This window comes from Mariniphaga sp. (assembly GCF_041687215.1).
In the GTDB taxonomy this organism is placed as follows: domain Bacteria; phylum Bacteroidota; class Bacteroidia; order Bacteroidales; family Prolixibacteraceae; genus Mariniphaga.
Map to the genome: position 1 here is coordinate 1 of NZ_JAWLCI010000008.1, position 22,761 is coordinate 22,761.

At 41.6% G+C, this 22,761-nt stretch carries 18 protein-coding genes and 1 tRNA gene; 17 read left to right on the plus strand and 2 right to left on the minus strand.

Features of this window, described 5'->3' with window-relative positions:
• The first annotated feature begins 16 nt into the window (after positions 1-16).
• Positions 17-98, plus strand: a tRNA-Tyr gene (locus ACESMA_RS04945).
• 292 nt (positions 99-390) lie between these two features.
• The gene (locus tag ACESMA_RS04950; RefSeq protein ID WP_372947665.1) at positions 391-741 is read left to right on the plus strand and encodes a hypothetical protein; all 351 of its coding nucleotides are present in this window, start codon (positions 391-393) and stop codon (positions 739-741) included.
• 108 nt (positions 742-849) lie between these two features.
• On the opposite strand, the gene ACESMA_RS04955 is transcribed toward ACESMA_RS04950, so the two are convergent.
• The gene (locus ACESMA_RS04955) at positions 850-1,215 is read right to left on the minus strand and encodes a DUF190 domain-containing protein (RefSeq protein ID WP_372947666.1); all 366 of its coding nucleotides are present in this window, start codon (positions 1,213-1,215) and stop codon (positions 850-852) included.
• An 11-nt stretch (positions 1,216-1,226) separates the two neighbouring features.
• On the minus strand, positions 1,227-1,607 hold the full coding sequence (crcB, locus tag ACESMA_RS04960) for a fluoride efflux transporter CrcB (protein WP_372947667.1): 381 nt from the start codon (positions 1,605-1,607) through the stop codon (positions 1,227-1,229).
• Positions 1,608-1,664: 57 nt separating this feature from the next.
• Here crcB and dacB point away from each other — a divergent pair, with 57 nt between their 5' ends.
• The 15 genes from dacB (at position 1,665) to ACESMA_RS05035 (ending at position 22,758) form a co-directional block, all read left to right on the plus strand.
• A complete protein-coding gene (gene dacB / locus ACESMA_RS04965; protein ID WP_372947668.1) occupies positions 1,665-3,107 on the plus strand; it encodes a D-alanyl-D-alanine carboxypeptidase/D-alanyl-D-alanine-endopeptidase in 1,443 nt (480 codons plus the stop codon).
• Positions 3,108-3,394: 287 nt separating this feature from the next.
• On the plus strand, positions 3,395-3,991 hold the full coding sequence (locus ACESMA_RS04970; protein ID WP_372947669.1) for a DUF4255 domain-containing protein: 597 nt from the start codon (positions 3,395-3,397) through the stop codon (positions 3,989-3,991).
• Positions 3,988-4,863 carry a hypothetical protein gene (locus ACESMA_RS04975; RefSeq protein ID WP_372947670.1) on the plus strand — a complete coding sequence of 292 codons (876 nt, stop codon included), beginning with the start codon at positions 3,988-3,990 and terminating at the stop codon, positions 4,861-4,863. Before ACESMA_RS04970 ends, ACESMA_RS04975 begins: the two co-directional genes overlap by 4 nt.
• A 19-nt stretch (positions 4,864-4,882) precedes the next feature.
• Positions 4,883-6,802, plus strand: a complete 1,920-nt coding sequence (locus ACESMA_RS04980; protein WP_372947671.1) for a phage tail sheath family protein — start codon at positions 4,883-4,885, stop codon at positions 6,800-6,802.
• Between the two features lie 32 nt (positions 6,803-6,834).
• Positions 6,835-7,269: a phage tail protein gene (locus tag ACESMA_RS04985; protein ID WP_372947672.1), complete on the plus strand. Its 435-nt coding sequence runs from the start codon at positions 6,835-6,837 to the stop codon at positions 7,267-7,269.
• A gap of 2 nt (positions 7,270-7,271) precedes the next feature.
• Positions 7,272-7,703, plus strand: a complete 432-nt coding sequence (locus tag ACESMA_RS04990) for a phage tail protein (protein WP_372947673.1) — start codon at positions 7,272-7,274, stop codon at positions 7,701-7,703.
• A gap of 2 nt (positions 7,704-7,705) precedes the next feature.
• Positions 7,706-7,864 (plus strand): DUF5908 family protein, encoded by a 159-nt coding sequence (locus ACESMA_RS04995; RefSeq protein ID WP_372947674.1) that lies wholly within the window; start codon positions 7,706-7,708, stop codon positions 7,862-7,864.
• A gap of 1 nt (position 7,865) precedes the next feature.
• Positions 7,866-8,582, plus strand: coding sequence for a CIS tube protein (locus tag ACESMA_RS05000; RefSeq protein WP_372947675.1), 717 nt, complete (start codon positions 7,866-7,868; stop codon positions 8,580-8,582).
• Between the two features lie 2 nt (positions 8,583-8,584).
• Complete coding sequence (gene vgrG, locus ACESMA_RS05005; RefSeq protein WP_372947676.1) at positions 8,585-10,327, plus strand: type VI secretion system tip protein VgrG; 1,743 nt, start codon at positions 8,585-8,587, stop codon at positions 10,325-10,327.
• Positions 10,328-10,337: 10 nt separating this feature from the next.
• Positions 10,338-10,628, plus strand: a complete 291-nt coding sequence (locus tag ACESMA_RS05010) for a PAAR domain-containing protein (RefSeq protein WP_372947677.1) — start codon at positions 10,338-10,340, stop codon at positions 10,626-10,628.
• Positions 10,629-10,631: 3 nt separating this feature from the next.
• Positions 10,632-11,042 (plus strand): GPW/gp25 family protein, encoded by a 411-nt coding sequence (locus ACESMA_RS05015; RefSeq protein WP_372947678.1) that lies wholly within the window; start codon positions 10,632-10,634, stop codon positions 11,040-11,042.
• An 11-nt stretch (positions 11,043-11,053) separates the two neighbouring features.
• On the plus strand, positions 11,054-14,266 hold the full coding sequence (locus ACESMA_RS05020; RefSeq protein ID WP_372947679.1) for a baseplate J/gp47 family protein: 3,213 nt from the start codon (positions 11,054-11,056) through the stop codon (positions 14,264-14,266).
• Positions 14,254-16,986 (plus strand): hypothetical protein, encoded by a 2,733-nt coding sequence (locus ACESMA_RS05025; protein ID WP_372947680.1) that lies wholly within the window; start codon positions 14,254-14,256, stop codon positions 16,984-16,986. Before ACESMA_RS05020 ends, ACESMA_RS05025 begins: the two co-directional genes overlap by 13 nt.
• Before the next feature lie 11 nt (positions 16,987-16,997).
• Complete coding sequence (locus ACESMA_RS05030) at positions 16,998-21,287, plus strand: PKD domain-containing protein (protein WP_372947681.1); 4,290 nt, start codon at positions 16,998-17,000, stop codon at positions 21,285-21,287.
• 1 nt (position 21,288) lies between these two features.
• Complete coding sequence (locus ACESMA_RS05035; RefSeq protein ID WP_372947682.1) at positions 21,289-22,758, plus strand: contractile injection system tape measure protein; 1,470 nt, start codon at positions 21,289-21,291, stop codon at positions 22,756-22,758.
• Positions 22,759-22,761: the final 3 nt, after the last annotated feature.

Sequence of the window (22,761 nt, forward strand, 5' to 3'; positions counted from 1 at the left end):
TCTTAAAAAATATCGGGGGGAGATACCGAAGCGGTCAAACGGGGCAGACTGTAAATCTGTTGGCAGTGCCTTCGGAGGTTCGAATCCTCCTCTCCCCACATTTAAAGGGTTAAGTTGTTTAATGTCAGCTTAATCCTTTTTTTTTATTTCCCTTTTTTGTCCCTGACATCCTTCAGAAAATATCATTTTTTGGGAATTGATTTATTCTCGTAAAAAAAATTATCATTTTAATCAAAATCAAATAAAAATGATGTAAATTGTATTACCATTAAGTTTACTGAAATATAACTATTTATATCCGTTTAAAAATATAGCCGAAAGGTTTATAGCACTTGTAAGGAAAATACCGAAAATCCTTTAAAGAGTAGGTGTCATTTTAATTAAAACGTTATGGCAATAAAAACTTTTCAAGTAACTACTTATGAGGTAGGTTTGGGATTTAAAAACACAGCCACGTGGGAAGGGGTTCAGATTCTTATCCAGGGACATTTGGTTTGTCATAGTGCCGACGGTTTCCGCTTTATAGTGTATGGTCTTCATCCTGCCAGTAAAGTGCCAAACCCAGTGTATATTGAAGCCAATAAGGTTGGTGCAATTTTTATTCCATTTGGAGAATTACATAACTATATTGAGCTGGTAAGAAACGAAAAGCCAATCTATGTTTACCTGAACTCGGCAAATCCTGGCTGGAACAGTATTCGAACATCAAAAGAACCTGTTGGTGAGCAGGAAGGCGTTTAAAGAACAAACATTCTTGCAGGGTATTCAGAGCCTGCAAGGATGTTTTTTTTTATGCACAAATATGCAGTTGAATTGAAATTTATCCGAAAAAATTTTGGTTTTAACCGTTTATGTTTTAACCGTATATTTTTCACCAACCTTATAACGTAATACATCTAATTCCTGAAATGTAATCAACCCGCCTTTTTTGCTTTGGTCCATTAATTCGTTTATACGCGTAGTAAACTCATCCAGTTTTTCAATGGTATCCACAATTTCAATGGCAACCGGTAAATCGCCCGACAAGGCAAAAATTTTCATGGTGTGCACCGAATGACTGGCGCCAAACGACATGATGCCTTTGAAAACGGTTGCACCTGCCATGCCGGCTTTTCGCGCTTCAAAAACAATTTCTTCAAACAACGGGCGGCCATGAACTTTGTCTGACTCGCCCACATAAATTTTTAACATTCCTGCTCTGCCTTCTATTTTCATGGTTTTCGGTTTTAAAAAATTAAACGAATAAGAATAATTCCCAAATAAACAGCTAAAATTCCTAAGAATAAGTTTCCTCCAGTATTCAGAAAAAGCGAACTCCATGCCTTTTCGTTAATCATGGTAAAGTTGTTGTAGGCAAACGCTGAAAATGTTGTAAACCCGCCACAAACGCCTACTGCCAGAAAAATTCGCCATTCAGCGCTCATCAGGTTGCCTTTTTCGGCAAGTGCAAAAACTATCCCGATAATAAAACTCCCGGCAACGTTCGCAATTAGTGTTCCCCACGGAAAGGTGCTTGTGAGGCTTTTTTCCATGTAATACTGCACCAGGTAGCGCATTACACTTCCAATAAATCCACCGCTTCCTATCAATAATATTGTTCGCAACATCTGAATGTTTTTAGTTTTCCTGCAATCTGTTATTTTTGAATGCTAAAAATAGCAAAAATGAAGGTACGGTATTTTTTGGTTTTCGCATTTCTTCTTTTTAGTACAATTTTATTTGGGCAATCAGCATTTGAATTACAATTGCAGCGATTTACTGAGCTCCCTGAATACAGGAATGCGTTGATTGGAATTCATGTGGCAGATTTGGAAACAGGAAATACCGTATTTGAAACAAACTCCGGTAAATTATTCATTCCGGCATCGGTACTGAAATTAGTTACAACTGCTTCGGCATTGGAAATTTTAGGGCCGGAATACCGGTTTAAAACGAATGTCGGATATTCCGGAAAAATTGTAAACGGAACATTGCATGGCAATTTAATTGTTGTTGGTGGGGGTGACCCCGCTCTTGGTTCGGAATATTTCAAAGATCATTATTTTGCACCCCATTTTTTGGAATCCTGGGTTCAGCAAATCAGAGCTGCCGGTATAAAGCGGATTCAGGGAAATCTGATTCTCAACGGTTCTCTTTACGATTCAGAAAAAATTCCAACCACCTGGATTTGGGAAGACATGGGAAATTATTACGGTGCCGGGACCAGTGCATTAACTGTTTATGACAACCAGTTCCGAATAAGTTTTCGATCACCGGCAATAGCCGGCTTGCCAACAGAAATCATTTCTGTTTATCCCAAAGTGGCCGGCATGAGTTTTCAAAATGAAGTTTTGTCTTCTGATATTAACAGCGATCAGGCTTATGTGTTTGGCAGTCCTATTGATAGGAACCGGGTAATACGCGGAACCATTCCCAAAAACCGGAGAGCTTTTACCATTAAAGCCTCTAACCCGTTTCCCGAGAATCTGCTGGCCGATGATTTTTTGAAACATCTGGCAAATGAAGGGGTTTTTCTCAATGGGCAAATTGTTTTTAACCGGGAGGATAATTCAGGATTTAATCAGATTTATTTAACTGAATCTCCAACACTTGCCGAAATTGTAAAAGTGCTCAATTATGAAAGTGTAAATCTGTTTGCTGAGCATTTGGTAAAACAAATTGCTGCTGAAAAGACCGGGGTTGGAACCCGTGAAACAGGATTGAAAATTATTGAAGAGTTTTGGGAAAAAGAAGGTTTGGACATCCGGCAGCTTTTTATGGAAGATGGCAGCGGGTTGTCACATTTCAACGCAGTTTCACCTGCATTTCTAACTTCGGTTCTTCAAAAAATGGCAAATGCGAGCAAAAATTCGTTCAGTTTTACAGAATCGCTGCCAACAGCAGGGCAGGGGACGCTGAACCATTTCAGTGCTCAAAATTTCCCGGAAAAATCACTTGTTGCAAAAAGCGGTTCCATGTCCCGGGTGCGTTGTTATGCCGGTTTTATTCATTCAAAATCAGGTAAAAACCTTACTTTTTGCATCATGGCTAATCATTTTTCAGGTTCCCTTCAAAAACTCATTTCTGAAATGGAAAATCTTCTTTTGGCCATTCGGGAAAATTATTAACTCAATGTAAGTATCTGTTATTTAGCTTGTAATAATTTTTCTTGAAATTTTTTCAGTAAATCATTGACTTGAATTATTTCTTGCCGTAACTTGCATAGCAAGACCATTAAGTCGTATGAAACCATTTAAAAGGTAAATACGCACAAAACCATTAAGTTGAAAAAATAAATCAGAGTAATTCATTTGCACAATGAAAGTTTAAGGTTATAGAAGATAAAAAGGTCTTAAATTTACTGATTAAAATTGGGCGAATTAAGTTATTAATACGGAAGATTAAGCGAAAATAGATGATTTACGAGACACTCCAGATTATAAAGGAACAACTTGAAAATTATTTTTCAGATATAGGTCTGGGAAAAATAATTGTTCTTGAAAACATTGCCCTTTGGGAATCGGGAAGTGACGATGCTACCCGTGTTGATGACAAGGTTGTTGTTTCATTATTGAAACTTGAAGAGGAAGTGGTATTGAGAAACACTCCACATTTTAAGGTAAAGGATACGAAAACCGAATATAAAAATCCACCTGTTCACCTGAATCTTTATCTTTTAATTGCTGCCAACTGCGACACTTACGATAAGTCGCTCAGGAGTATTTCGAAGGTGATTGAATTTTTTCAGGGAAAAAAAGTGTTCACATCGGCAAATACGGTCTATAACCGTACAAATGTGGCATTCGATGTACTTGACCATTTCAAATTCATTTTGGAGTTATACACTCCAACTTTTGAAGAACTTAATAATGTATGGGGTACTCTGGGAGGCAGACAATTGCCTTCGGTTATTTACAAAGTTCAGCTCATTCAAATTGAGCGCGATAAAAAACTGGCTGCATCCGAAGTTATTACACACATTGGCGGAACCCTAAATGATTTGAAACAATGAGCTATTCTATTCAATATAAAGAACTTTTCGGGGTGAAAATTCTTCACCGCTACTTTCTTGATAAGGGTTCGGTTGAATTCAGAACCATGAACGAAACAGAAAAAGTGAAGCAACTTAATAATTACAATTTTCAGGGTGTTGTAAAAATTGTACCAACAAAAGAAACAGTTCAAAATTTAAACGGACACAACCTGGTTTTTAAAACACTGGATTCAGGTTTTACCGTTTGGTCAAAGGTCTCTGAGTCAGATGACAGTGAGCCATTTATTTCGCTGGATGATGATTTGAATTTTACTTTTCTGATTCAAATTAAGGATTCGGTTTTTTACAATTACACCGACCTGCAATTGGAAAACGCCGGGAAATTGTACTATTTGTCAAATAAAGGACTTGATTCCGAACCGAATAACTTTCCCCTGCTGGATAAATCCGGCGGCAATTTTCATGTAGATGAAGATTTTATTCTTTCCGCAGAAGGGGAAAAAGTAGAAAAAGCGTCATTAAATGCAGGTGAAAAAGAAAGACTTTTAGGCCTTATCCGTATTTACATGAAAGGCGATAATAGTTCGCTGAATTTGACAAATGCACAGGGCAAAATCCCGTCTTCTGCAAAAATTTTTGAAGTGGTGTTTAAAAACCGAAGCACCATCTGGCGGTACCTTTTCGACTCCAATCAGCAGGTTACCGGAGGCGACGATGTAAAAAGAGAGAATGGAAATTCAAAAGTTTTGATTACGAAAAATGAGCATCCGCTAACCAAATCGGGTTTTATTTCCGTTGAACTGGGCGGCGTTGAACTGCCCAATCCGGGCGTGGCTTTAATTAAACCTGATGCGGCAAATAACAAAATATTTTCTGAAATATACATGTAACATTAAAATCCAATGAATTATGGCAACAGCTTACAAAACACCAGGCGTTTACGTTGAGGAAATTTCCAAATTTCCGCCTTCGGTAGCGCAAGTTGAAACTGCCATCCCGGCCTTTGTGGGCTACACGGAACAGGCAGTTGTCGATGGCGTGGATTACCATGCCGAAAGTATTATCAAACCCATTAAAATCGGCTCCTTGCCCGATTACGAATTCTTTTTCGGCGGGGCGCCCGATCCTACAACTATTGAGATTGAACTAAACCCGGACAACACAGTGAAAAAAACTGTGGTGAACGGTGTCAATCTGCTTTACGATTCGGTACGAATGTTTTATTCAAACGGCGGCGGCGATTGTTTTATCGTTTCCGTTGGAGGGTACAACGACGAAGCTTCTGATGTGGATAAACAGGAATTGCTGGACGGGCTTGCTTCGCTCGAAAAAATGGATCTGCCAACTTTACTTGTTGTTCCCGAATCGGTTCACCTTGATGTGGCGAATGCTGCTGAAGTGCACGTTGCTATGCTGGCCCAATGCAACAAACTGCAAGACCGTTTTGCCGTGCTCGACATTGTTGACGGCGACGAGGAAATCACACCGTCTGCTGATCCGGTTTCCGATTTCAGAAACAACGTGGGCATGAATTTCCTGAAATACGGAGCAGCCTATTATCCGTGGCTTAAAACCACCTTGTCTTACAAAATCGATTACGATGCCATTGTAAATGGTGATTTTACCCAAAATGGAAGTCCGGTAGGTGATATTAAATCATTATTTAACAGTGAAATTGTTGATTCCATTGACAATATGGATGCTGATATTGCAACCAAATCAACACTGGTTGCCCCAACTGCTGGAACAATTAATAACCGTGGATTGCTTCAGACTTATGCCACCGAATTGTACAATTATTTTAAAAGCTATTTCGATTTGACATTTACCAGCGATACTGCCAGCAATTCGGCAGAAAGCATTCATGAAAAGCAGGTTAAAGCCGACTCAAAATTCCATAACCTTTTAAAAATACTGTACGATTACAATTTTTACAGTCAGGCAGCAGAAAGCGATGCAGCACTGGAATCGCCGGCATGGGACAATCCTTTAATTTCTGATGACTTTACAACGGATTTCAGTCCATTGACGTTTTCCGATCCAGCAGATCATAAAAATGATATTTATGTCACTCCTTCAACGGCATTGAGTGCAGCACCTTATTTTAAAGCTTTATTTGGAAAAGCTGAAAAACTTGTTGCTGATTTTTATGCTGAACTGGAGGCTGTAAGAAAAAGCAGAACGGACAATTTGCAGGAAGTGGATGCTGTTTATAAAGGAATTGTAAATGCAATCGGGAAACAGGGAGTGGTTTTACCGCCCAGTGGAGCCGTAGTTGGGATTTATGCCATGGTTGACCGCGAGCGCGGAGTTTGGAAAGCTCCTGCAAATGTTAGTATCACAGCCGTTAAGGCTCCAGTGGTTAATGTAACACACGAAGATCAGGAAAGTCTGAATGTGGATACCGAAGCTGGAAAATCAGTAAATGCTATCCGCGCTTTTACCGGAAAAGGAACACTGGTTTGGGGCGCCCGCACGCTTGCCGGAAACGACAACGAATGGCGTTATGTTCCTGTACGCAGGTTTTTTAACATGGTGGAAGAATCGGTTAAAAAAGCTACTTCCCAGTTTGTATTCGAACCAAACGATGCCAACACATGGGTGAAAGTGAGGGCAATGATTGAAAACTTCCTGACTTTGCAGTGGCGGGCAGGTGCGCTGGCCGGAGCCAAACAGGAACAGGCATTTTATGTGCGGGTTGGCCTGGGACAAACCATGACTGCCGAAGACATTCTTAACGGCTACATGAATGTTGAAATCGGAATGGCAGTGGTTCGTCCGGCTGAATTCATCATCCTGAAATTTTCTCACAAAATGCAGGAATCCTAATCAATTAATGTAAACTATTAAAACAATAAATTATGGCAACAGCATATCCATTGGTTAAGTTTCATTTCCAGGTGGAGTGGAGCGGAACAAAAATCGGGTTCACTGAAGTGTCGGGGTTGGATGTTGAAAGCGAAGTTGTGGAATACCGCGACGGAGCCAGCCCTGAGTATTCAAAAATTAAGATGCCCGGAATGCAAAAATACAGCAACATTACGCTGAAACGGGGCACATTTGCTACCGACAACGAGTTTTTTAACTGGTGGAATACCGTAAAACTCAATACCATAGAGCGGCGCGATATTACTATCAGTTTGCTGAACGAAGAACATGAACCGGTTATTACCTGGAAAGTGAAAAATGCCTGGCCGGCCAAAGTACAATCAACCGATTTAAAGGCCGACGGCAACGAAGTGGCCATCGAAAGCATGGAAATCGTTCACGAAGGTTTAACTATTCAAAATGAATAATAATGGCTAACTACTATCCTCCGTTAGGCTATCATTTCAGGGTTGAATTCAACAATATCAAAGGCGAATTTCAATTCCAGTCGGTGGCAGGTTTGAACATTGAACTCGAAACCGAACAGATAGCCGAAGGGGGTGAAAACAGGTTTAAGCATAAATTGCCGGTACGCACCAAGTTTCCGAATTTGGTGCTGAAACGCGGTGTACTCGTAAATTCCGATTTGATTAAATGGTGCAGAGACGCTGTGGAAGGATTTGATATTATGCCTACAGACCTCACCATCAGTCTGTTGAATGAAGAACACGAACCGCTGATAACCTGGAATGTAGTACACGCCTGGCCGGTAAAATGGGCAGTTGGCGATTTGAATGCAGAGGAAAGCAAAATTGCCATCGAAACCATCGAGCTGGTTTACAACTATTTTAATATTCAGTAAAAATGCCCATCGAAATTAAAGAGTTGCACATCAAAATTAATGTGGATGAAAAGCCGCGTTCCCAAAATCCTGAAAAAATAAAACGGAGCGAACGCGATGATTTGATTGCAGCTTGCGTGGAGCAGGTACTTGAAATCCTTTCAAAAAAGGAGGAGCGGTAAAATGAGCGGAGAACTTACAAAGTTGAAAATAAAGGCTTTCAGCGACGAACAATTCTCGGAAGAAGTGGCTGACGGGGAATTCAGAACCTTACTGAATCCTGAGAATTATGTGTATAAATATAAAATTGAACAGAACGACGATCAGGCCTCGGGAACCAGCGCAACGGCACCAAGGTTTAACCGGGCATTGCCCGAAGATTTGGAACTTGATTTTGTGTTTGATCGAACTGGGGTATTAACCGATTACGGCTCGGCAGGAACGTCTGATGATAAAACTTTTAAAGACGAAGGCAGAGGTGTGATTGACGACATTGAACACTTTAAAAAAGTGGTGTTCGATTATAACGGCGATGAACACAAACCAAACTACCTTATCATTTCCTGGGGAACACTGCTTTTTAAAGGAACCCTCTCGGAAATGGATATCACGTTCAAACTGTTCAAACCCGACGGTACTCCACTGCGTGCAACAGCCAGAGCCAAATTCAAAGGTTTTGTTGAAGACGACCTTCGCGTGGCCATGGAAAACAACAGTTCGCCCGATTTAACCCATGTGAGGGAAGTAAAAAAGGGCGACACGCTTCCGCTTATGTCTTACCGCATTTACGGCGATTCGAAATATTACCTTGAGGTGGCAAAAGCCAATCGCATAACCAATTTCAGAAAGTTGGAAGTTGGCCAAAGAATATTTTTTCCACCCATTGAAAAAAGTTCCTGATTATGCCCGAAAGAGTTATAAATACTGCACGTTCGGCGGATTTGGCAACATACAAAATCCTGGTGGAAGGTGAAGAACTTTCACGCAGCTACCATGTATTGAACATTGTGGTTGAAAAGGAAGTAAATCGCATTCCAACGGCAAAAATTGTGTTGCGCGATGGTGATCCGTCTGCGCAGGATTTTGAACTGAGCAACCAGGATTTATTTGTTCCGGGTAAGGAAATCGAAATAAAAGCCGGTTACCATTCCGAAGAGGATACCATATTTAAGGGCATTGTAATAAAACACAGTCTGAAAATCAGGCCAAGCCAGGCTTTTCTAATTGTGGAATGTAAAGACAAGGCAGTAAAACTTACCATTGGCCGGAAAAGCAAATACTTCTACGAAAGTTCGGACAGCGATGTTTTTGAAGAAATCATTGACAGTTACGGACTGGAAAAGGATGTGGAAAGCACAAATGTGACGCACAAGGAACTGGTTCAGTACAATGTTTCCGACTGGGATTTCCTGGTGACCAGGGCGCAGGCCAACGGCAAAATCTGTGTGGTGGACGACGGAAAAATTACGATTAAAAAACCGGATGTAGGACAGGAACCTGTTGAAACGGTTGCGTTTGGCGCCACACTGCTCGATTTTGATGCAGAAATAGATGCCCGCAACCAGTTTCAGAAAGTGACTTCCTATGGCTGGAACGCATCCGACCAGGAATTTCTGGAAGCGGAAGCCGACAACCCGGGTGTGGAACTAAACGGAAACCTCACCCCGGATGATTTGGCTCAGGTGGTTGGTTTGGAAAACCTGGAATTGAAAAACGGTGGCGGAGACAGTTCTGCATTGCAGGAATGGGCCAATTCAAAAGCCTTGTTTAATCAGTTGGCAAAAATAAGGGGCCGGGTGAAATTCCAGGGAATTCCGGCAGTGAAGCCTAATACGTTATTAAATATGGAAGGCGTAGGCGAACGGTTTAACGGAAGTGTATTTATTTCTGCTGTTCGCCATCAGGTTACCGAAGGAAACTGGACAGTGGATGCCCAGTTTGGTATTAACCCTAAATGGTTTTCCGAAACATTCGAAATTAACGATTTACCTGCTGCAGGATTGGCGGCGGCTGTGAGTGGTTTGCAAATCGGTATTGTTACCCAACTGGAAAACGACCCGGACGGTGAAGATCGTATTTTGGTACGCCTTCCTGTGGTTGACAGCCTAGGAGAAGGAACCTGGGCACGAATTGCAACACTCGATGCCGGAGAAAACCGGGGCTCATTTTTCCGACCCGAAATTGAAGATGAAGTGATTGTGGGATTTATTAATGACAATCCAAACGATGCAGTGGTTTTGGGAATGATGAACAGCAGTACCAAACCTGCTCCGCTCACTGCAGCCGATGACAATCACGAAAAGGGTTTTGTTACCCGCAGCGAAATGAAGTTCATCTTTAATGACGATGAGGTGAGCGTGACGGTGGAAACGCCGAACGGAAACAAACTGGTTATCAGCGATGAAGACGGTGGGATTAAAATGGAAGATGAAAACGGCAATTTTATCCAGATGGATTCCAATGGAATTACCATAGAAAGTGCTACTGAAATCAGTTATAAATCGTCAACGGATATGAAGGTGGAAAGCGGCACCAACATGGAGCTGAAAGCCGGTGCACAATTTAAGGCCGAAGGTTCGGCTGGTGCGGAGGTTTCTACCAGCGCCATTGCAGTGGTAAAAGGTTCAATGGTTCAAATCAATTAATATTTAAAGTATGCCACCTGCAGCGAGAATAACAGATATGCATACCTGTCCGATGGTGACGGGAACAGTTCCCCACGTGGGGGGCCCGGTTTTGCCGCCGGGAGAACCAACGGTGCTCATTGGTGGAATGCCGGCTGCAAGGGTGGGAGATATGGCTGTCTGCACAGGCCCGCCCGATAGTATTGCCATGGGTTCGGCAACTGTTTTCATTGGTGGAATGCCTGCAGCCCGGATGGGCGATGTAACTGCACATGGCGGGACCATAGTTGCAGGGTGTCCAACAGTATTAATCGGAGGATAAATTATGAATGAGAATCAATCGTTTTTGGGAAGAGGATGGAGTTTTCCACCGGAGTTCAGCAAGGAAAGCCGGGCGGTGAAAATGCTGGAAGACGAGGTGGATATCAAAAGCAGCCTGGAAATTCTACTGTCAACACGGCTGGGCGAACGGGTGATGCTGCCAGGTTACGGGTGTAACCTCGAAGAATTGCTTTTCAGTCCGCTGAATCTGACGCTAAAAACGTATGTGATTGATTTGATTAAAACCGCTATTCTTTATCACGAACCGCGCATCGATGTCAAAAAAATAGACATCGATCTCACCGAGGAACTGAACGGCGTTTTGCTCATTAACATTGACTACATCATTCGTTCCACCAACTCGAGAATGAATATGGTTTTTCCATTTTATAAAGAAGAAGGCAACGAATTGTAAGGAAATAATTTATGGCTAATTGCGGAAAAGATATTGCACTAACCCGTGAAGGGAGCGACCAGAACAAACGGTTCATCGAAGCGCTGGAGCCCGGTTCTGTTAAACTGAACGATTTCAGTCTGAAAGAATGGATGCAATTTGCTTATCGGTTTGCGGCGCATGTGAATTATTTCAGTAACCACGATTTTGAAGATCCTTCAGGAAACTGGGAGTTCTTTTTCAAAAACGAAATTGAACTGGAAGATTTTTTGAAACGTGTTGGCGAAGAAAAGAATATTACGCCCCATTTGGCGCTTTTTATATGTTTTGTGTGGTTGCTCGAATTTTCAAAAAAACGTTTTAACCGGCTCACTAAACGCCACCTCGATTTTTATTACCGCGAAATCCTGAAAATTGAAAAACTTCCGGCAACGCCCGACAAGGTGCACATCCTTTTTGAACTGGCTAAAAAAGTAACAGAAGAACAAATAGGCGAAGGAACCGAACTGGACGGCGGTAAAGATGCCAACGGACAAAAACGGATTTATAAAACCAACGAAGAACTTATTGCCAACAAAACCGCAGTCGCCCAACTAAAAAGCGTTTACAACGACCACGAAAACAGCAAAATAAAAACTGCTGAAGTTGCTAATTCTTATGATGGAAAAGGTGAGGACTTCCCAAACGATGATATTAAATGGTGGCCTTTTGGGTATTTCGAAGTGGAAAAAAACGGAAAAGAGGCGGAGTATCCGGAATTGGAGGATGCCAGGCTTGGTTTTGCTGTTTCTTCAAACGTTTTAAAACTGCAGGAGGGTGAACGTTTTGTGCAACTTGATGTAAAATTTCAGCAAGCAGTTTCCTCTGTAAATATTGGCCAGCTTACTAACAATCTCGAAGTTTGGTGCACCGGAGAAAAAGGCTGGCTCGGGCCGTTTGCTGTGGAATCAACCGTTGAAAACGATGAAGGTGATGATATTTTTACATCGGGGTTGTCAGAATCTTCAACACGATTAAAATTGGCATTTAAAATTCCCCGCGACGAAGAACCGGTAGTGGCTTACGATTCAGAGGTTCACGGCGAAAACTTCGACACAGACCAGCCCGTTTGCCGGGTGCTTATTAACACAGGCGAAACCGCCGGGCATTCGTTATACCGCCAATTGCTCGATAAAGAAATTAAAACACTCTCCATACATGTGGATGTTCGAGGAGTAAAAAGCCTGGAACTGGAAAGTGATATTGGGGTACTGAATGCCGAAAAACCATTTTATCCGTTTGGAACACAGCCGGTAAAACGTTCCAATTTTTATGTGAATTACCCCGAACTTTTTGAAAAGTTCTGGGATCAATTAGATGTGGAAATCAATTGGAAAAATACACCTGACAGTTTTGTGGATTTGTATTATGCCTACCGGACAGACTACATTTACAAAGCTAGTTCGTTTGGATTTTTGGAAGGAATGTTAACTATTGAAATTCCGGAAATTGAACCTGTTGAGCCGGTGTTCAATTGGGGGCAGGTAAATCCTGAACCGGCCAACCTGATTGTAAAAGAAGACAGCCATTTTGAAGCAAAAATTGAAATTCAGCATAAGGCTAAATGGGAGGATGTTAATCAGAACAACCATATTCTGTTTACCAAAGTTGATGAAGGTTATACCAGTGAATTCTCCGTTCAAAATACAAATTATGAAACCGGCAAAAACGGCCCGGTGCGCATGTCGCTCAACCAGTCGTTTTACCACGACCTTTTTCCACGGATTTACGCCCTTGCCTTTGGCAGCGAGAATGAAGATGCGTTGATTCCCAATGAGCCATATACCCCGATGATTGAGACCATCAGCCTCAATTACACGGCTTCGGCAAGTATGAATCTGGGTGCTACAGAAAAAGATTTTCAGACTAACAATGTGAAACTTTTTCACGAACATCCTTTCGGGCAGGCGGAAGAACATCTTTACCTGAAAAACCAGCTTGATTTTCTGGATGATGAAGAGAAAAAAACATTCCTTTTACCGGATTATTGCAAAGGCGGTGAATTATACATCGGATTGGAAGAAGCAGAACCCACCCAAACGGTTTCGTTGTTGGTTCAGGTGCTTGAGGGCAGCGAAAATCCGGAAGCCGAATCGTTTACCGGAAAACAAAAAGTGGAATGGTCGGTTTTGTGCCAGAACCACTGGAAACCGCTGACCAGCGATTTTATGATTGCCAACGAAACCGATAATTTCCTGAAATCGGGCATTGTAAAGTTTTCAATACCAAAAGTGGCCAATAAAAACAACACCCGGCTGGCTTCGGGTTTTATTTGGGTGAAGGCAAAAATCCATAAAAATTACTTTGCAGTGAGTAAAGCCATTGCCATTCATGCACAAGCAGTTACAGCCCAATTTTCTGATAATGGCAATGAATTATCACATTTGTTGGATGGTTTGGAGGCCGAAACCATTACCAAGCCGGTTCAGCGCGTTTCCACAGTAAAAGGCCTTACCCAACCTTATGCTTCGTTTGGCGGTAAACCACAGGAGTCGGATGCGGCATATTACCGTCGCTTAAGTGAGCGGCTGCGTCACAAAAACCGGGCAATTACCATCTGGGATTATGAACACCTTATACTTCAGCAATTCCCGAAAATTTACAAGGTAAAATGCCTGAATCACACATCATACACCATTAAACAAAAGGCAAATGGTGAAAATGAAATAATAACCCGGTTTCTTGCTCCGGGACACGTTTTGATTATTGTAATTCCAGACATTGAAAACAATAATGTATTCGATATTTACCAGCCGCGGGTGAGCAAAGCTACGCTCAACGAAATTCAGAACTTTGTTAACGAACGGAACACCCTGCATGTAGATGCCGTGGTGGCAAATCCAGAATACGAGGAAGTTACCGTTGAATTGGGCGTGAAATTCAGAAAAGGTTTTGATGAAAGTTATTACCTGAAAAAGCTGAACGAAGACATTACCCGTTTGCTTTCGCCCTGGGCATTTAAAGAAACTGCCAAAATTGAGTTTGGGACTACGCTGCACCGAAGTACACTCATCCATTATATCGAAAAGTTGCAATATGTTGATTACGTTGAGGATGTAAAAATGAAAAAAGGGGAAAAATCCTTTACACTTGTGAGCCCTGAAACTCCGATAGCGATTCTCGTTTCAGCCAGGCAGCACGGCCTCAGACTTGCCTCGGATAGTTGTAAGGAAACCGTTGAAACCGAAGAAATATGCCAGAAATAAACAAACATATTACCCTGCCTAAAAACGTGGCCACTGGAGACGACCTCGATTATGCTTTTTTGAGGAAAAAAGGGCTGGAATACATCGAGCAGTTAGCCAGTGATTTATGGACCGATTACAACAGTCACGATCCCGGGATAACCATTTTGGAAATGCTGGCTTATGCCCTTACCGATTTGGGCGCCCGGCTGGAAATGCCGCTTGAAAACATTTTGGCTCCCGAAGACGAAAATGCACCGGCCATTGGCGACCAGTTTTTTAAAGCCCTGCAAATTTTACCTTCGCAGCCGGTTACCGAAGCCGATTACCGCAAATTGTTTATTGATATTGAAGGGGTAAAAAACTGCTGGCTGAAAAAGTATAAAAAAACGGTTTTTGTGGATTGCAAAAACAACAAGCTTTCGTATAATTCCGATGATTTTAAAGATACTGATGCAGCATTCAAAACCGATTTTCAGTTGCAGGGATTGTATTCGGTTATTGTTGATTTCGATGATTTCGATCCGGATGAATTCCCTGATGAGGATGCCATTAATGATGAAAAAGATCGCATTTACGAAGAGATAAAAACCCGCTACCACGCCAATCGGAATCTCTGTGAAGATTTGGTGGACATTTCCGAAGTACTGACACATCCCATTGCCGTTTGCGCCAGCATTGAACTGAATCCTGAGGCTGACGAGGAACTGGTTCATGCCAAAGTTTTGCGAACCATCGACAACTACTTTTCGCCGTCACTGAAGTTTTATTCCCTGAAACAGATGGTTGAAAAAGGTTATACTTCCGACCAGATTTTTGACGGCCCGGTTTTGGAAAGCGGTTTTATCGATCCGGTTGAACTTAAAAATGCCCAACTCCGCACCGAGGTTCGCTTATCAGACATTATGAACCTGATAATGAACATCGACGGGGTGAAAGTTATCAAAGATATTACCATTAATGATTGCCACAATCCTGATGACGACAGCGATGAATGGATCATTTGTGTGGAGGATGGCAAAAAACCGGTGCGTTGTTCCGACAGCGCATACAGCTACTACAAAAGTGTGTTGCCGGTTAATGTAAACCACAATAAAGTTGACCTTTACCTGGATGAAATGGAAAAGGCAGCCAAAGCCGAACAGGAGCAGGCGCGGTTTAACATGGAACCTGAAATTCCTGCCGGCGAATTTTTAAATACCGGCGAAGCAACCACCATTCAAAACGATTTCCCGGACACTTACGGAATTGGCCCCAACGGACTGCCCTCGCGTGTGGAAACCAAAAGGAAAGCACAGGCCAAACAACTGAAAGGTTACCTCTTGTTTTTCGACCAGATGCTGGCTACATATTTTGCCCATCTGGGAAAAGTGAAAGATATGCTTTCAGTTGACAACGAGCTGAAAAAGACGTATTTCACACAGGCAGTAAAAGACATCAAAGGATTTTCGGATTTGGTCTCCGGCTATCCTGAAAACGACGATGAAGCGCTGACCGAACTGTTATTTTCAGGCCTTGATAACCGAGTGGAACGTAAAAACAAAATTCTGGACCATCTCATTTCCCGTTTTGCAGAAAAGTTCAGCGATTATACTTTTCTGATGAAACAATTATATGGGGTCCATGCTGAAAAAGTGATTCTGCAAACAAAAGAATCTTTCCTGAAAGATTACGACCAAACCAGCATGAAGCGTGGCAGTGCATTCAATTATTTCCGGCAACCCAATGAAAATCTGTGGAATACAAAAAATGTGTCCGGTGTTCAAAAGCGTATTTCCCGGCTCGTGGGAATCAAAAATTACAATCGAACAAATTTATCCGAATCTTTTGTGGAAATCTATGATTTTCTGGATGCTGACGGAAAAAAAGTTTACCGCTGGCGCATCCGGAATGAAGCGGATGAGATTATTTTAACAGCCACTGAAAACTATCCCAATACACGGCTGGCTGAAAAGGAATTACACCAATCGGTAGAAAAAATCATTGAAACCACGGAAGAAATTATTGAAAAAGTTTTTGCCGAAGAAGAAATTGTGGATGAAACCATTTTCGGAAATTTGCAGGTTCAGCTTTCGGAAACCGGAAAATTTTCCTTTAATGTCATTAACCGGGAAGCCGATCCCAACAGCGCCCAATGGGTTATTGCACGGCAGTATTTGTATTACGATTCGCCGGAAGAACTGAAAAATGCCATGCTGGATTTTCTCCTTTTTATGATTTATGTGTTCAGCGAAGAAGGAATATTTTTGGTTGAACATATTTTACTTCGCCCAGATGTGACAGAAGATTCGGTTCCATTTGCTCAGTTTATGCCAATTTGTGACGACGATTGTGAAGGATGTAATCCGGTTGATCCCTATTCTTTCCGTGTAACCGTGGTTTTGCCCGGCTGGGCATACCGTTTTGCCGACAGCGACTTCCGCAATTACCTTGAAAACCTGATTCGTAAGGAACTTCCGGCACATGTGCTGGCCCGGATTTGCTGGGTGGGGCATCGCAAAAACCAGGTTCCTGATGAAGAAAACGATATGCTTCAGTTTGAAAATACTTACCGTGAATTTCTGATATCAAAAACAAACCTCGAACAGGAACAGAACGAAGAAAAATTAACACAGCTTATTGATAAAATGAATAAACTCAATTCGATCTATCCTTCGGGAAGGTTGATTGATTGCGACGATGAAGATGAAAAGTTAGAAGGCAGGATAATTCTTGGCCGCACCAACATTGGAAACCTTTAATTGTAAAAGCTATGGCAGCAAAATTAACCGAAATTACTACGCGGTACCATACATTTGTGGATGATCAGGTTTTAACGAAGGACCAGTTAAATGGGTTCATCAGCTATTTTGAGGACCAGGACCGGATGACGCGTGCTTTTCTTCACGGAGTGGGAACTGTTTGCGGTTTCAAACTAAAAAATGTTACTGAAAAAAGTATAACCATCACACAGGGAGTGGGCGTAACTACCGATGGCGACCTGATTACCCTGAGGCAACCGGTTTCGGCTGGCGGGTTGAAATCCATTGAACTGGAAGAGCAGACTTTAACCCATTTCCGGAAATTTGAAGACAAATTTGCCGCCTATCCGTTTTTTCGGCGGGTAAAAACCGTTGACGGCAAAACAACAACGGAACTTATTGAAATGTGGGAACTGTTCCCCGAAGGGGTTGATAATTCCACACCTTTGGAATCTTTCGAAAACCTGAAAGATAAAACTGTTCTGCTTTACCTTGAATCGTATGCCAAAGAGGGAGATTTATGCACAACTGTTGATTGCGACAACCAGGGTGTGGAACAGGTGGCAAGGCTGCGTATTTTGCTGGTTTCCAAAAATGATGCAGACTATATTGCCAATAACGACTCCATTTTCTCGAAACATGATGTAGCCCAAAAGTTTACTATTTTACCTGAACTGGCAGTGCGCCGGGTGGTGCTGAACCAATTGAATACGGCCAATTACAGTGCACTGAAACAGGCTTATCACTCGGCAATAAACAGCACTAATCTGCCGACAAATCTGATAAACGGAATGGCTGACCTCTATTCCGGATTTGGTAATTTATTGCAACTTGAACCGCTTAAAAACCAATTTAATAAACTCCCCGAAAACCTAAAAAAATGGGTTGGCTTTACGCAGGCCAATGTTCCGTTCGATTTTCAGTACCGGTACGATTTGGTAAAAGATTTGGTGGATACGTGGAATGAAATCCGTTGTTTGCTGCTTTCGTTAAAAGAAGAGTGTTTTCCCGACATCAATGCATTTCCAAAACACTTGCTTTTGGGGAACCTTGACGAGGTGAATGTTGAGCCAAAACAGAACCGCCATCTTTTTTACAAATCACCGGCACTAACCTGCGGATTGAGCAAACTGAACCAATGCCGGAGCCTGATTCAGCGCTTGTTTGAAATGGTGGGCGGTTACGGTTCAAAATCAGGCGAAGTTAAAATTACGCCTTCCAACAAATTGCCCGAACTGAGTTTCCGGTCAGTTCCATTCTATTTTAGAGTGGATGAAAAATTGTTAAAAGTGTGGGATTTTCTGAAAACCGAAAAGTTCAGTCATACCAAAAACCTGAGCTACCACCGCGAGAATTTGTCCGGCCTTCCGCAAATTCAGGAGCCGCTGAATTTCAATACCGACCGGTTCGACTTTTTACGAATTGAAGGCCACCAGGGGAAAAATTACAAAACGGCGCTGGAAGAAATAATCGATTTAAGACAAAGTCACGGACTGGCATTCGATGTAAAAGCACTTTCCATAAATGTGAATACTGAAAATCTGAATATAGACGATTACGAATGTGAATTTGAAGATTTGAACATGCTGCTGCGGGCCTGGACTGCCGAACAGGAGTGTGTATTGGCCGAAGTTTCACAATTGTTTTCAGGATTTAATACGGCTGAGCCGGGAAAAAATGTGAAAGAATCGTTGGTTGCAAAAAGAAAAACGCATGAATCCACTTTAAATTTGCTTACCGGTGCGACACGCGAAACATCGGATACGAGAAGAATACTTACCAATCTGGATGCCTCAAAAACCACTGCCGAAAAACAATCGAAAGATCAGAAAATATTTAGTGCCTATTCTGCAAAGAGCAACGTGATTCCCGACAACCTGGTAACCGAAGAAAATGCCCTGGGAGTTTTGATGAAAACTGCTTTCGAGGAAACACAGGGAGGTTCGGTAAACGATATTATTGCCAGAGCAAATAAGCTGGTAACCGAAAATGTAGATCAGGCCGTTTGGGCAGAACAGCCTGATATGAAGGAATTTATATTAGACCAGTCCATAGAATTAATGGCTTACACACATGTGCTTTCGCAACGTATGCCAAATGTGCTGGTTGATGTGAGTGTTGCACAGGTTGATACATACAAATTAACGCTGAAAGAACTGTGTGCACTGGTTGACAAGCTCAAGGTCAGATACCAAAACATCGATCTTTCATCGAACCTGAAATCGCTGATGGGAGTTTTGATTACACATCTTTCCGGGATTTGCTGCTCGGCCAAAAAACTTGAAATTTTGCTGGAAGAAATCAACAAACGAAAGGAAAATATAATTGTCAGGCTCAGGTTATCCGAATTTATTAAACATCATCACGGACTGGAACACAAAGCCGGGGTTGAACCGGGAGGAACGTTTATTCTGGTTTACCTGAACAAAATTCAGAACGAAATTGTACGAGACGAAAATCTGAGCAATTTAAGCAGGGTTGAAAATCTAACCCATTTAAGTTCGGTTGAAAGCCTGAGAATTACCGAAACCAAAGCTTTTTCGGTTAAAGATGCTTCGAATCGCATAACTGAACTGGAAAAATATACCGACCTTCTTAGAAAGGAAAATCGGTCAAAAGATGAAATTACGAGAATCGAAAAACTGATTGCTGAAGAACGTTCCAGTCTTTTTGGAAAAGTTCAGGCTGTTGCAGAAATTCCAAACAATACGGTAATTGCCGATTTCTCATTGCCTTATTTGTGCTGTTCCGATTGCGCTCCTGTGAATTTTATCATTCAGAAACCGCCAGCCCAACTGCGACTCGAAAAAGATAAAATTTGCCTGGGGCAGGACACCGAAGTTCGCTTTGATGTTTCGCCCGAAGATGGTGAAATCCGGTCAAACCCGGAAGTTCCGGGCATGACAATCGAAGACAAAAAACTGGTTTTCGATCCGTCTGTGTTCCCCGAAGATTTGCTGGGTGAAAAAATTACATTTACCGTGAACCAGCAGGTTACTGAAGCTGAACTGACGGTTTTTAAAGCTCCGCAGGTTGGCTTCGAAGCACCTGAAAGAGCTCCGGTAAACCTGGAAATCACCTTTGAACCGTTTGGAGAAATTGATGGAGCTTTCTTTTTGTGGGACTTTGGCGATGGAAGTCCAACTTCAACCGAGAAAAGTCCAAAACACAGGTACACGGAGTTGCCTGACAATGAGGATAATTCTGTTACAGTAAAGCTGGAGGTTAGAGCATCAAATGGTGTATGTACAGCCACAGCAGAACGCAAAATTCAACTTTTTGAAATTATTATAGAAGTGCATCTGGATGGCAGTGACTTTTGTGAAAATGACGAGTCTCCGCATCAGTTTAATGTGGTCACCGCTGGTGCAACTGCAACTGTTGAAGGACCGGGAGTAGAAAAGGATGAAAACGGAAATTTTGTGTTCATTCCTGCTAAGGCCGGAAAAGGTGAACACACATTTATTGTAAACGGCAAACCTTCGGAAATTGTGGTTACTGTGCATGAAGTGCCGGTTGCCAAATTTGAACCTAATCAGGTTGGAAACCAGTTGATTCTGACAAACCAGTCAACCGGAGCAAACACTTTTGTCTGGAACATAAACGGTGAAAAATTCGAAAGAACCGGTACCACACCGTTTGTAATTGATCTCCGGCCTGACAGCCCGACAACCTGGCGTTTGGCATTACAGGCAAACAGTGAATTCTGCGGTTCAGACCAAACCGAAGTGGTTTCATTCAATACTCAACCGGTTGAAAATTGCATGCAAATAACCAGGGAAGCTATATTGAAGGATTTGGAAACCCTGCAAAGACTGAACTTGCCAGGTTCCAATTTTGTGGTTCCCATTTGGATGTCAACCAGTCAGATTTATGGAGGCACCGATGAATTTAAGGAAGGCGTACTGAACGATTTGGAAAATTTCCTTTCAGGTAAAAATAATGAAAAATTACCTGGACTTTTCGTCGAGCTGTTGACTCAAACTTCACATATGATTATTGAGCTTTCCGGGAATCGGGACAGTAAAGAGTATCAGCATTTGTTGCAGTTGTTTGTTTTGCAACTTCAGTTGTTTTATAACGTTTTGGGCTGCCAGGAAAATGAGGTTCTGGAGAATTCAAAAGAAATTCTGGCAAGATTGTTTGAGCAAATAATATCCATTTTGCAGCAGTTCAGGGAGCGCGAAATAAAATTGCCTGAATCGTTGCGTGCTTTTATGGAAAACTGGGTCGAAAAAGTTGCCGGTAAAGCAATTCTGGAAGAACATGTAAGATTAATTTTAGATAATAATCTGGTATAATTTGAACGCAATTACTCACAGAATAGAAAAGGTGTTTGTTGAGGTAAACACAGGTAGCCTTGAGTCTGCAAATATTATCAAAAATAAAATCGGCAGATTTTTGGAGACTAATGTTTTTCCAAAACTTGAACAGACACTTGATGACTTTAATCAAACCGGTAGGGTGGCGCGCATTGATTCGTTAAACTTGAAAATTGCCACCCTCCGGGATGATTATTTTTCTACCCTGGAATCAGAAATTGTTAAGCAGTTTGCTGCAAAAATTGAATCAGAAATTGGTTTTTCAGGAAGAAAAATCAGTAATGATTATGTAAACGAAAATGTTGAAATCCTTCCAACAGATAAAAATCGCGAACAAGTTTTTTTGTTTTTCCTTGAAAACGGCCATCTTCCGTGGTTTGGAACCGAAGAGGAAGTAAGTGAATTTTTACAACCTTCAAACTGGGAAAAAGGTCTCGATAACGAGATTTTTTTTAAACGCTTAACCCAATTGCTGAAATCGGATAACCGGGCATCTGAACGTTTTGTTTTTCAGTTAGATAATATTCTGATAAAAGCTTTTTTACTGAAATTGAACCCTCAAATTAAAAATGCTGAAGCACATTTTAATACTTTATTACAAAGGCTGCCTTCAATATCGCGTCACTACTTTTTTAAGCTTTTATTTTTAATTTCAACCACCGGAGAAAAGCGAAAATTACTGCTGGCTGCAAATGATTTCAAAGATTCACTGGGAAAATTTATTCAGAAAATAAATGAAGAATCATCGAGTATGCTACATGCCCATTTAACTGACCTCTTTCATAAAACAGATTGGATTTCAGACGATGATAAGGAAAAGTTAACTGATATTATTTTTGCTCCATTTAATATTGCAGATTTAAAAAAAACAGATTTAAAGGAAGCGGATTTTTTGGATGAATCGCTCAAGGAAAATGAGATTGAATTGGAATCATTTTTTGAAAAGCAGGAAGGTGAAATCGCAGTTCAGAATGCCGGGCTGGTTTTAATCCATCCGTTTCTGAAAACCTTTTTTAAAGCGGTTGACTTTTTAAATGAGAAGGGGCAAATTAAAAATTCAGCAGTGCATGTGGCTATTCAAACGCTTCATTTTTTGGCAACTGGTAGCGATGATTTTTTTGAAGGTAACCTTGTTTTTGAAAAGTTTTTATGCGGAATGCCTTTGAAAATGTCTGTGGAAAAGGAAAGTCTGCTTTCGGAAAAAGTAAAAGCAGAAAGTCTGCAATTATTAGCAGAAGTTATCCGCCAGTGGGCGGCCCTGAAAAATACGTCACCCGAAGGGGTGCGGCAAATGTTCTTCCAACGCAACGGAAAACTGGTTCAAAAAGACAGCAATTTTAAACTGATTGTGGAACGAAAAGCACAGGATATTCTTTTGGATAAACTGGCGTGGAATATTTCGCTGGTAAAAATACCCTGGTTGAATGAGTTGTTGTACATTGAATGGTAATGA

What these genes read in the sequence shown, in the direction of transcription:
- ACESMA_RS04990 (WP_372947673.1), top strand. Translation starts at nt 7,272, where the DNA reads ATGGCTAACTACTATCCTCCGTTAGGCTATCATTTCAGGGTTGAATTC.
- dacB (WP_372947668.1), top strand. Translation starts at nt 1,665, where the DNA reads ATGAAGGTACGGTATTTTTTGGTTTTCGCATTTCTTCTTTTTAGTACA.
- ACESMA_RS04995 (WP_372947674.1), top strand. Translation starts at nt 7,706, where the DNA reads ATGCCCATCGAAATTAAAGAGTTGCACATCAAAATTAATGTGGATGAA.
- ACESMA_RS05010 (WP_372947677.1), top strand. Translation starts at nt 10,338, where the DNA reads ATGCCACCTGCAGCGAGAATAACAGATATGCATACCTGTCCGATGGTG.
- ACESMA_RS05015 (WP_372947678.1), top strand. Translation starts at nt 10,632, where the DNA reads ATGAATGAGAATCAATCGTTTTTGGGAAGAGGATGGAGTTTTCCACCG.
- ACESMA_RS04955 (WP_372947666.1), bottom strand. Translation starts at nt 1,215, where the DNA reads ATGAAAATAGAAGGCAGAGCAGGAATGTTAAAAATTTATGTGGGCGAG.
- ACESMA_RS05030 (WP_372947681.1), top strand. Translation starts at nt 16,998, where the DNA reads ATGGCAGCAAAATTAACCGAAATTACTACGCGGTACCATACATTTGTG.
- ACESMA_RS04970 (WP_372947669.1), top strand. Translation starts at nt 3,395, where the DNA reads ATGATTTACGAGACACTCCAGATTATAAAGGAACAACTTGAAAATTAT.
- ACESMA_RS05020 (WP_372947679.1), top strand. Translation starts at nt 11,054, where the DNA reads ATGGCTAATTGCGGAAAAGATATTGCACTAACCCGTGAAGGGAGCGAC.
- ACESMA_RS05000 (WP_372947675.1), top strand. Translation starts at nt 7,866, where the DNA reads ATGAGCGGAGAACTTACAAAGTTGAAAATAAAGGCTTTCAGCGACGAA.
- ACESMA_RS04980 (WP_372947671.1), top strand. Translation starts at nt 4,883, where the DNA reads ATGGCAACAGCTTACAAAACACCAGGCGTTTACGTTGAGGAAATTTCC.
- ACESMA_RS04975 (WP_372947670.1), top strand. Translation starts at nt 3,988, where the DNA reads ATGAGCTATTCTATTCAATATAAAGAACTTTTCGGGGTGAAAATTCTT.
- crcB (WP_372947667.1), bottom strand. Translation starts at nt 1,607, where the DNA reads ATGTTGCGAACAATATTATTGATAGGAAGCGGTGGATTTATTGGAAGT.
- ACESMA_RS04985 (WP_372947672.1), top strand. Translation starts at nt 6,835, where the DNA reads ATGGCAACAGCATATCCATTGGTTAAGTTTCATTTCCAGGTGGAGTGG.
- vgrG (WP_372947676.1), top strand. Translation starts at nt 8,585, where the DNA reads ATGCCCGAAAGAGTTATAAATACTGCACGTTCGGCGGATTTGGCAACA.
- ACESMA_RS04950 (WP_372947665.1), top strand. Translation starts at nt 391, where the DNA reads ATGGCAATAAAAACTTTTCAAGTAACTACTTATGAGGTAGGTTTGGGA.
- ACESMA_RS05025 (WP_372947680.1), top strand. Translation starts at nt 14,254, where the DNA reads ATGCCAGAAATAAACAAACATATTACCCTGCCTAAAAACGTGGCCACT.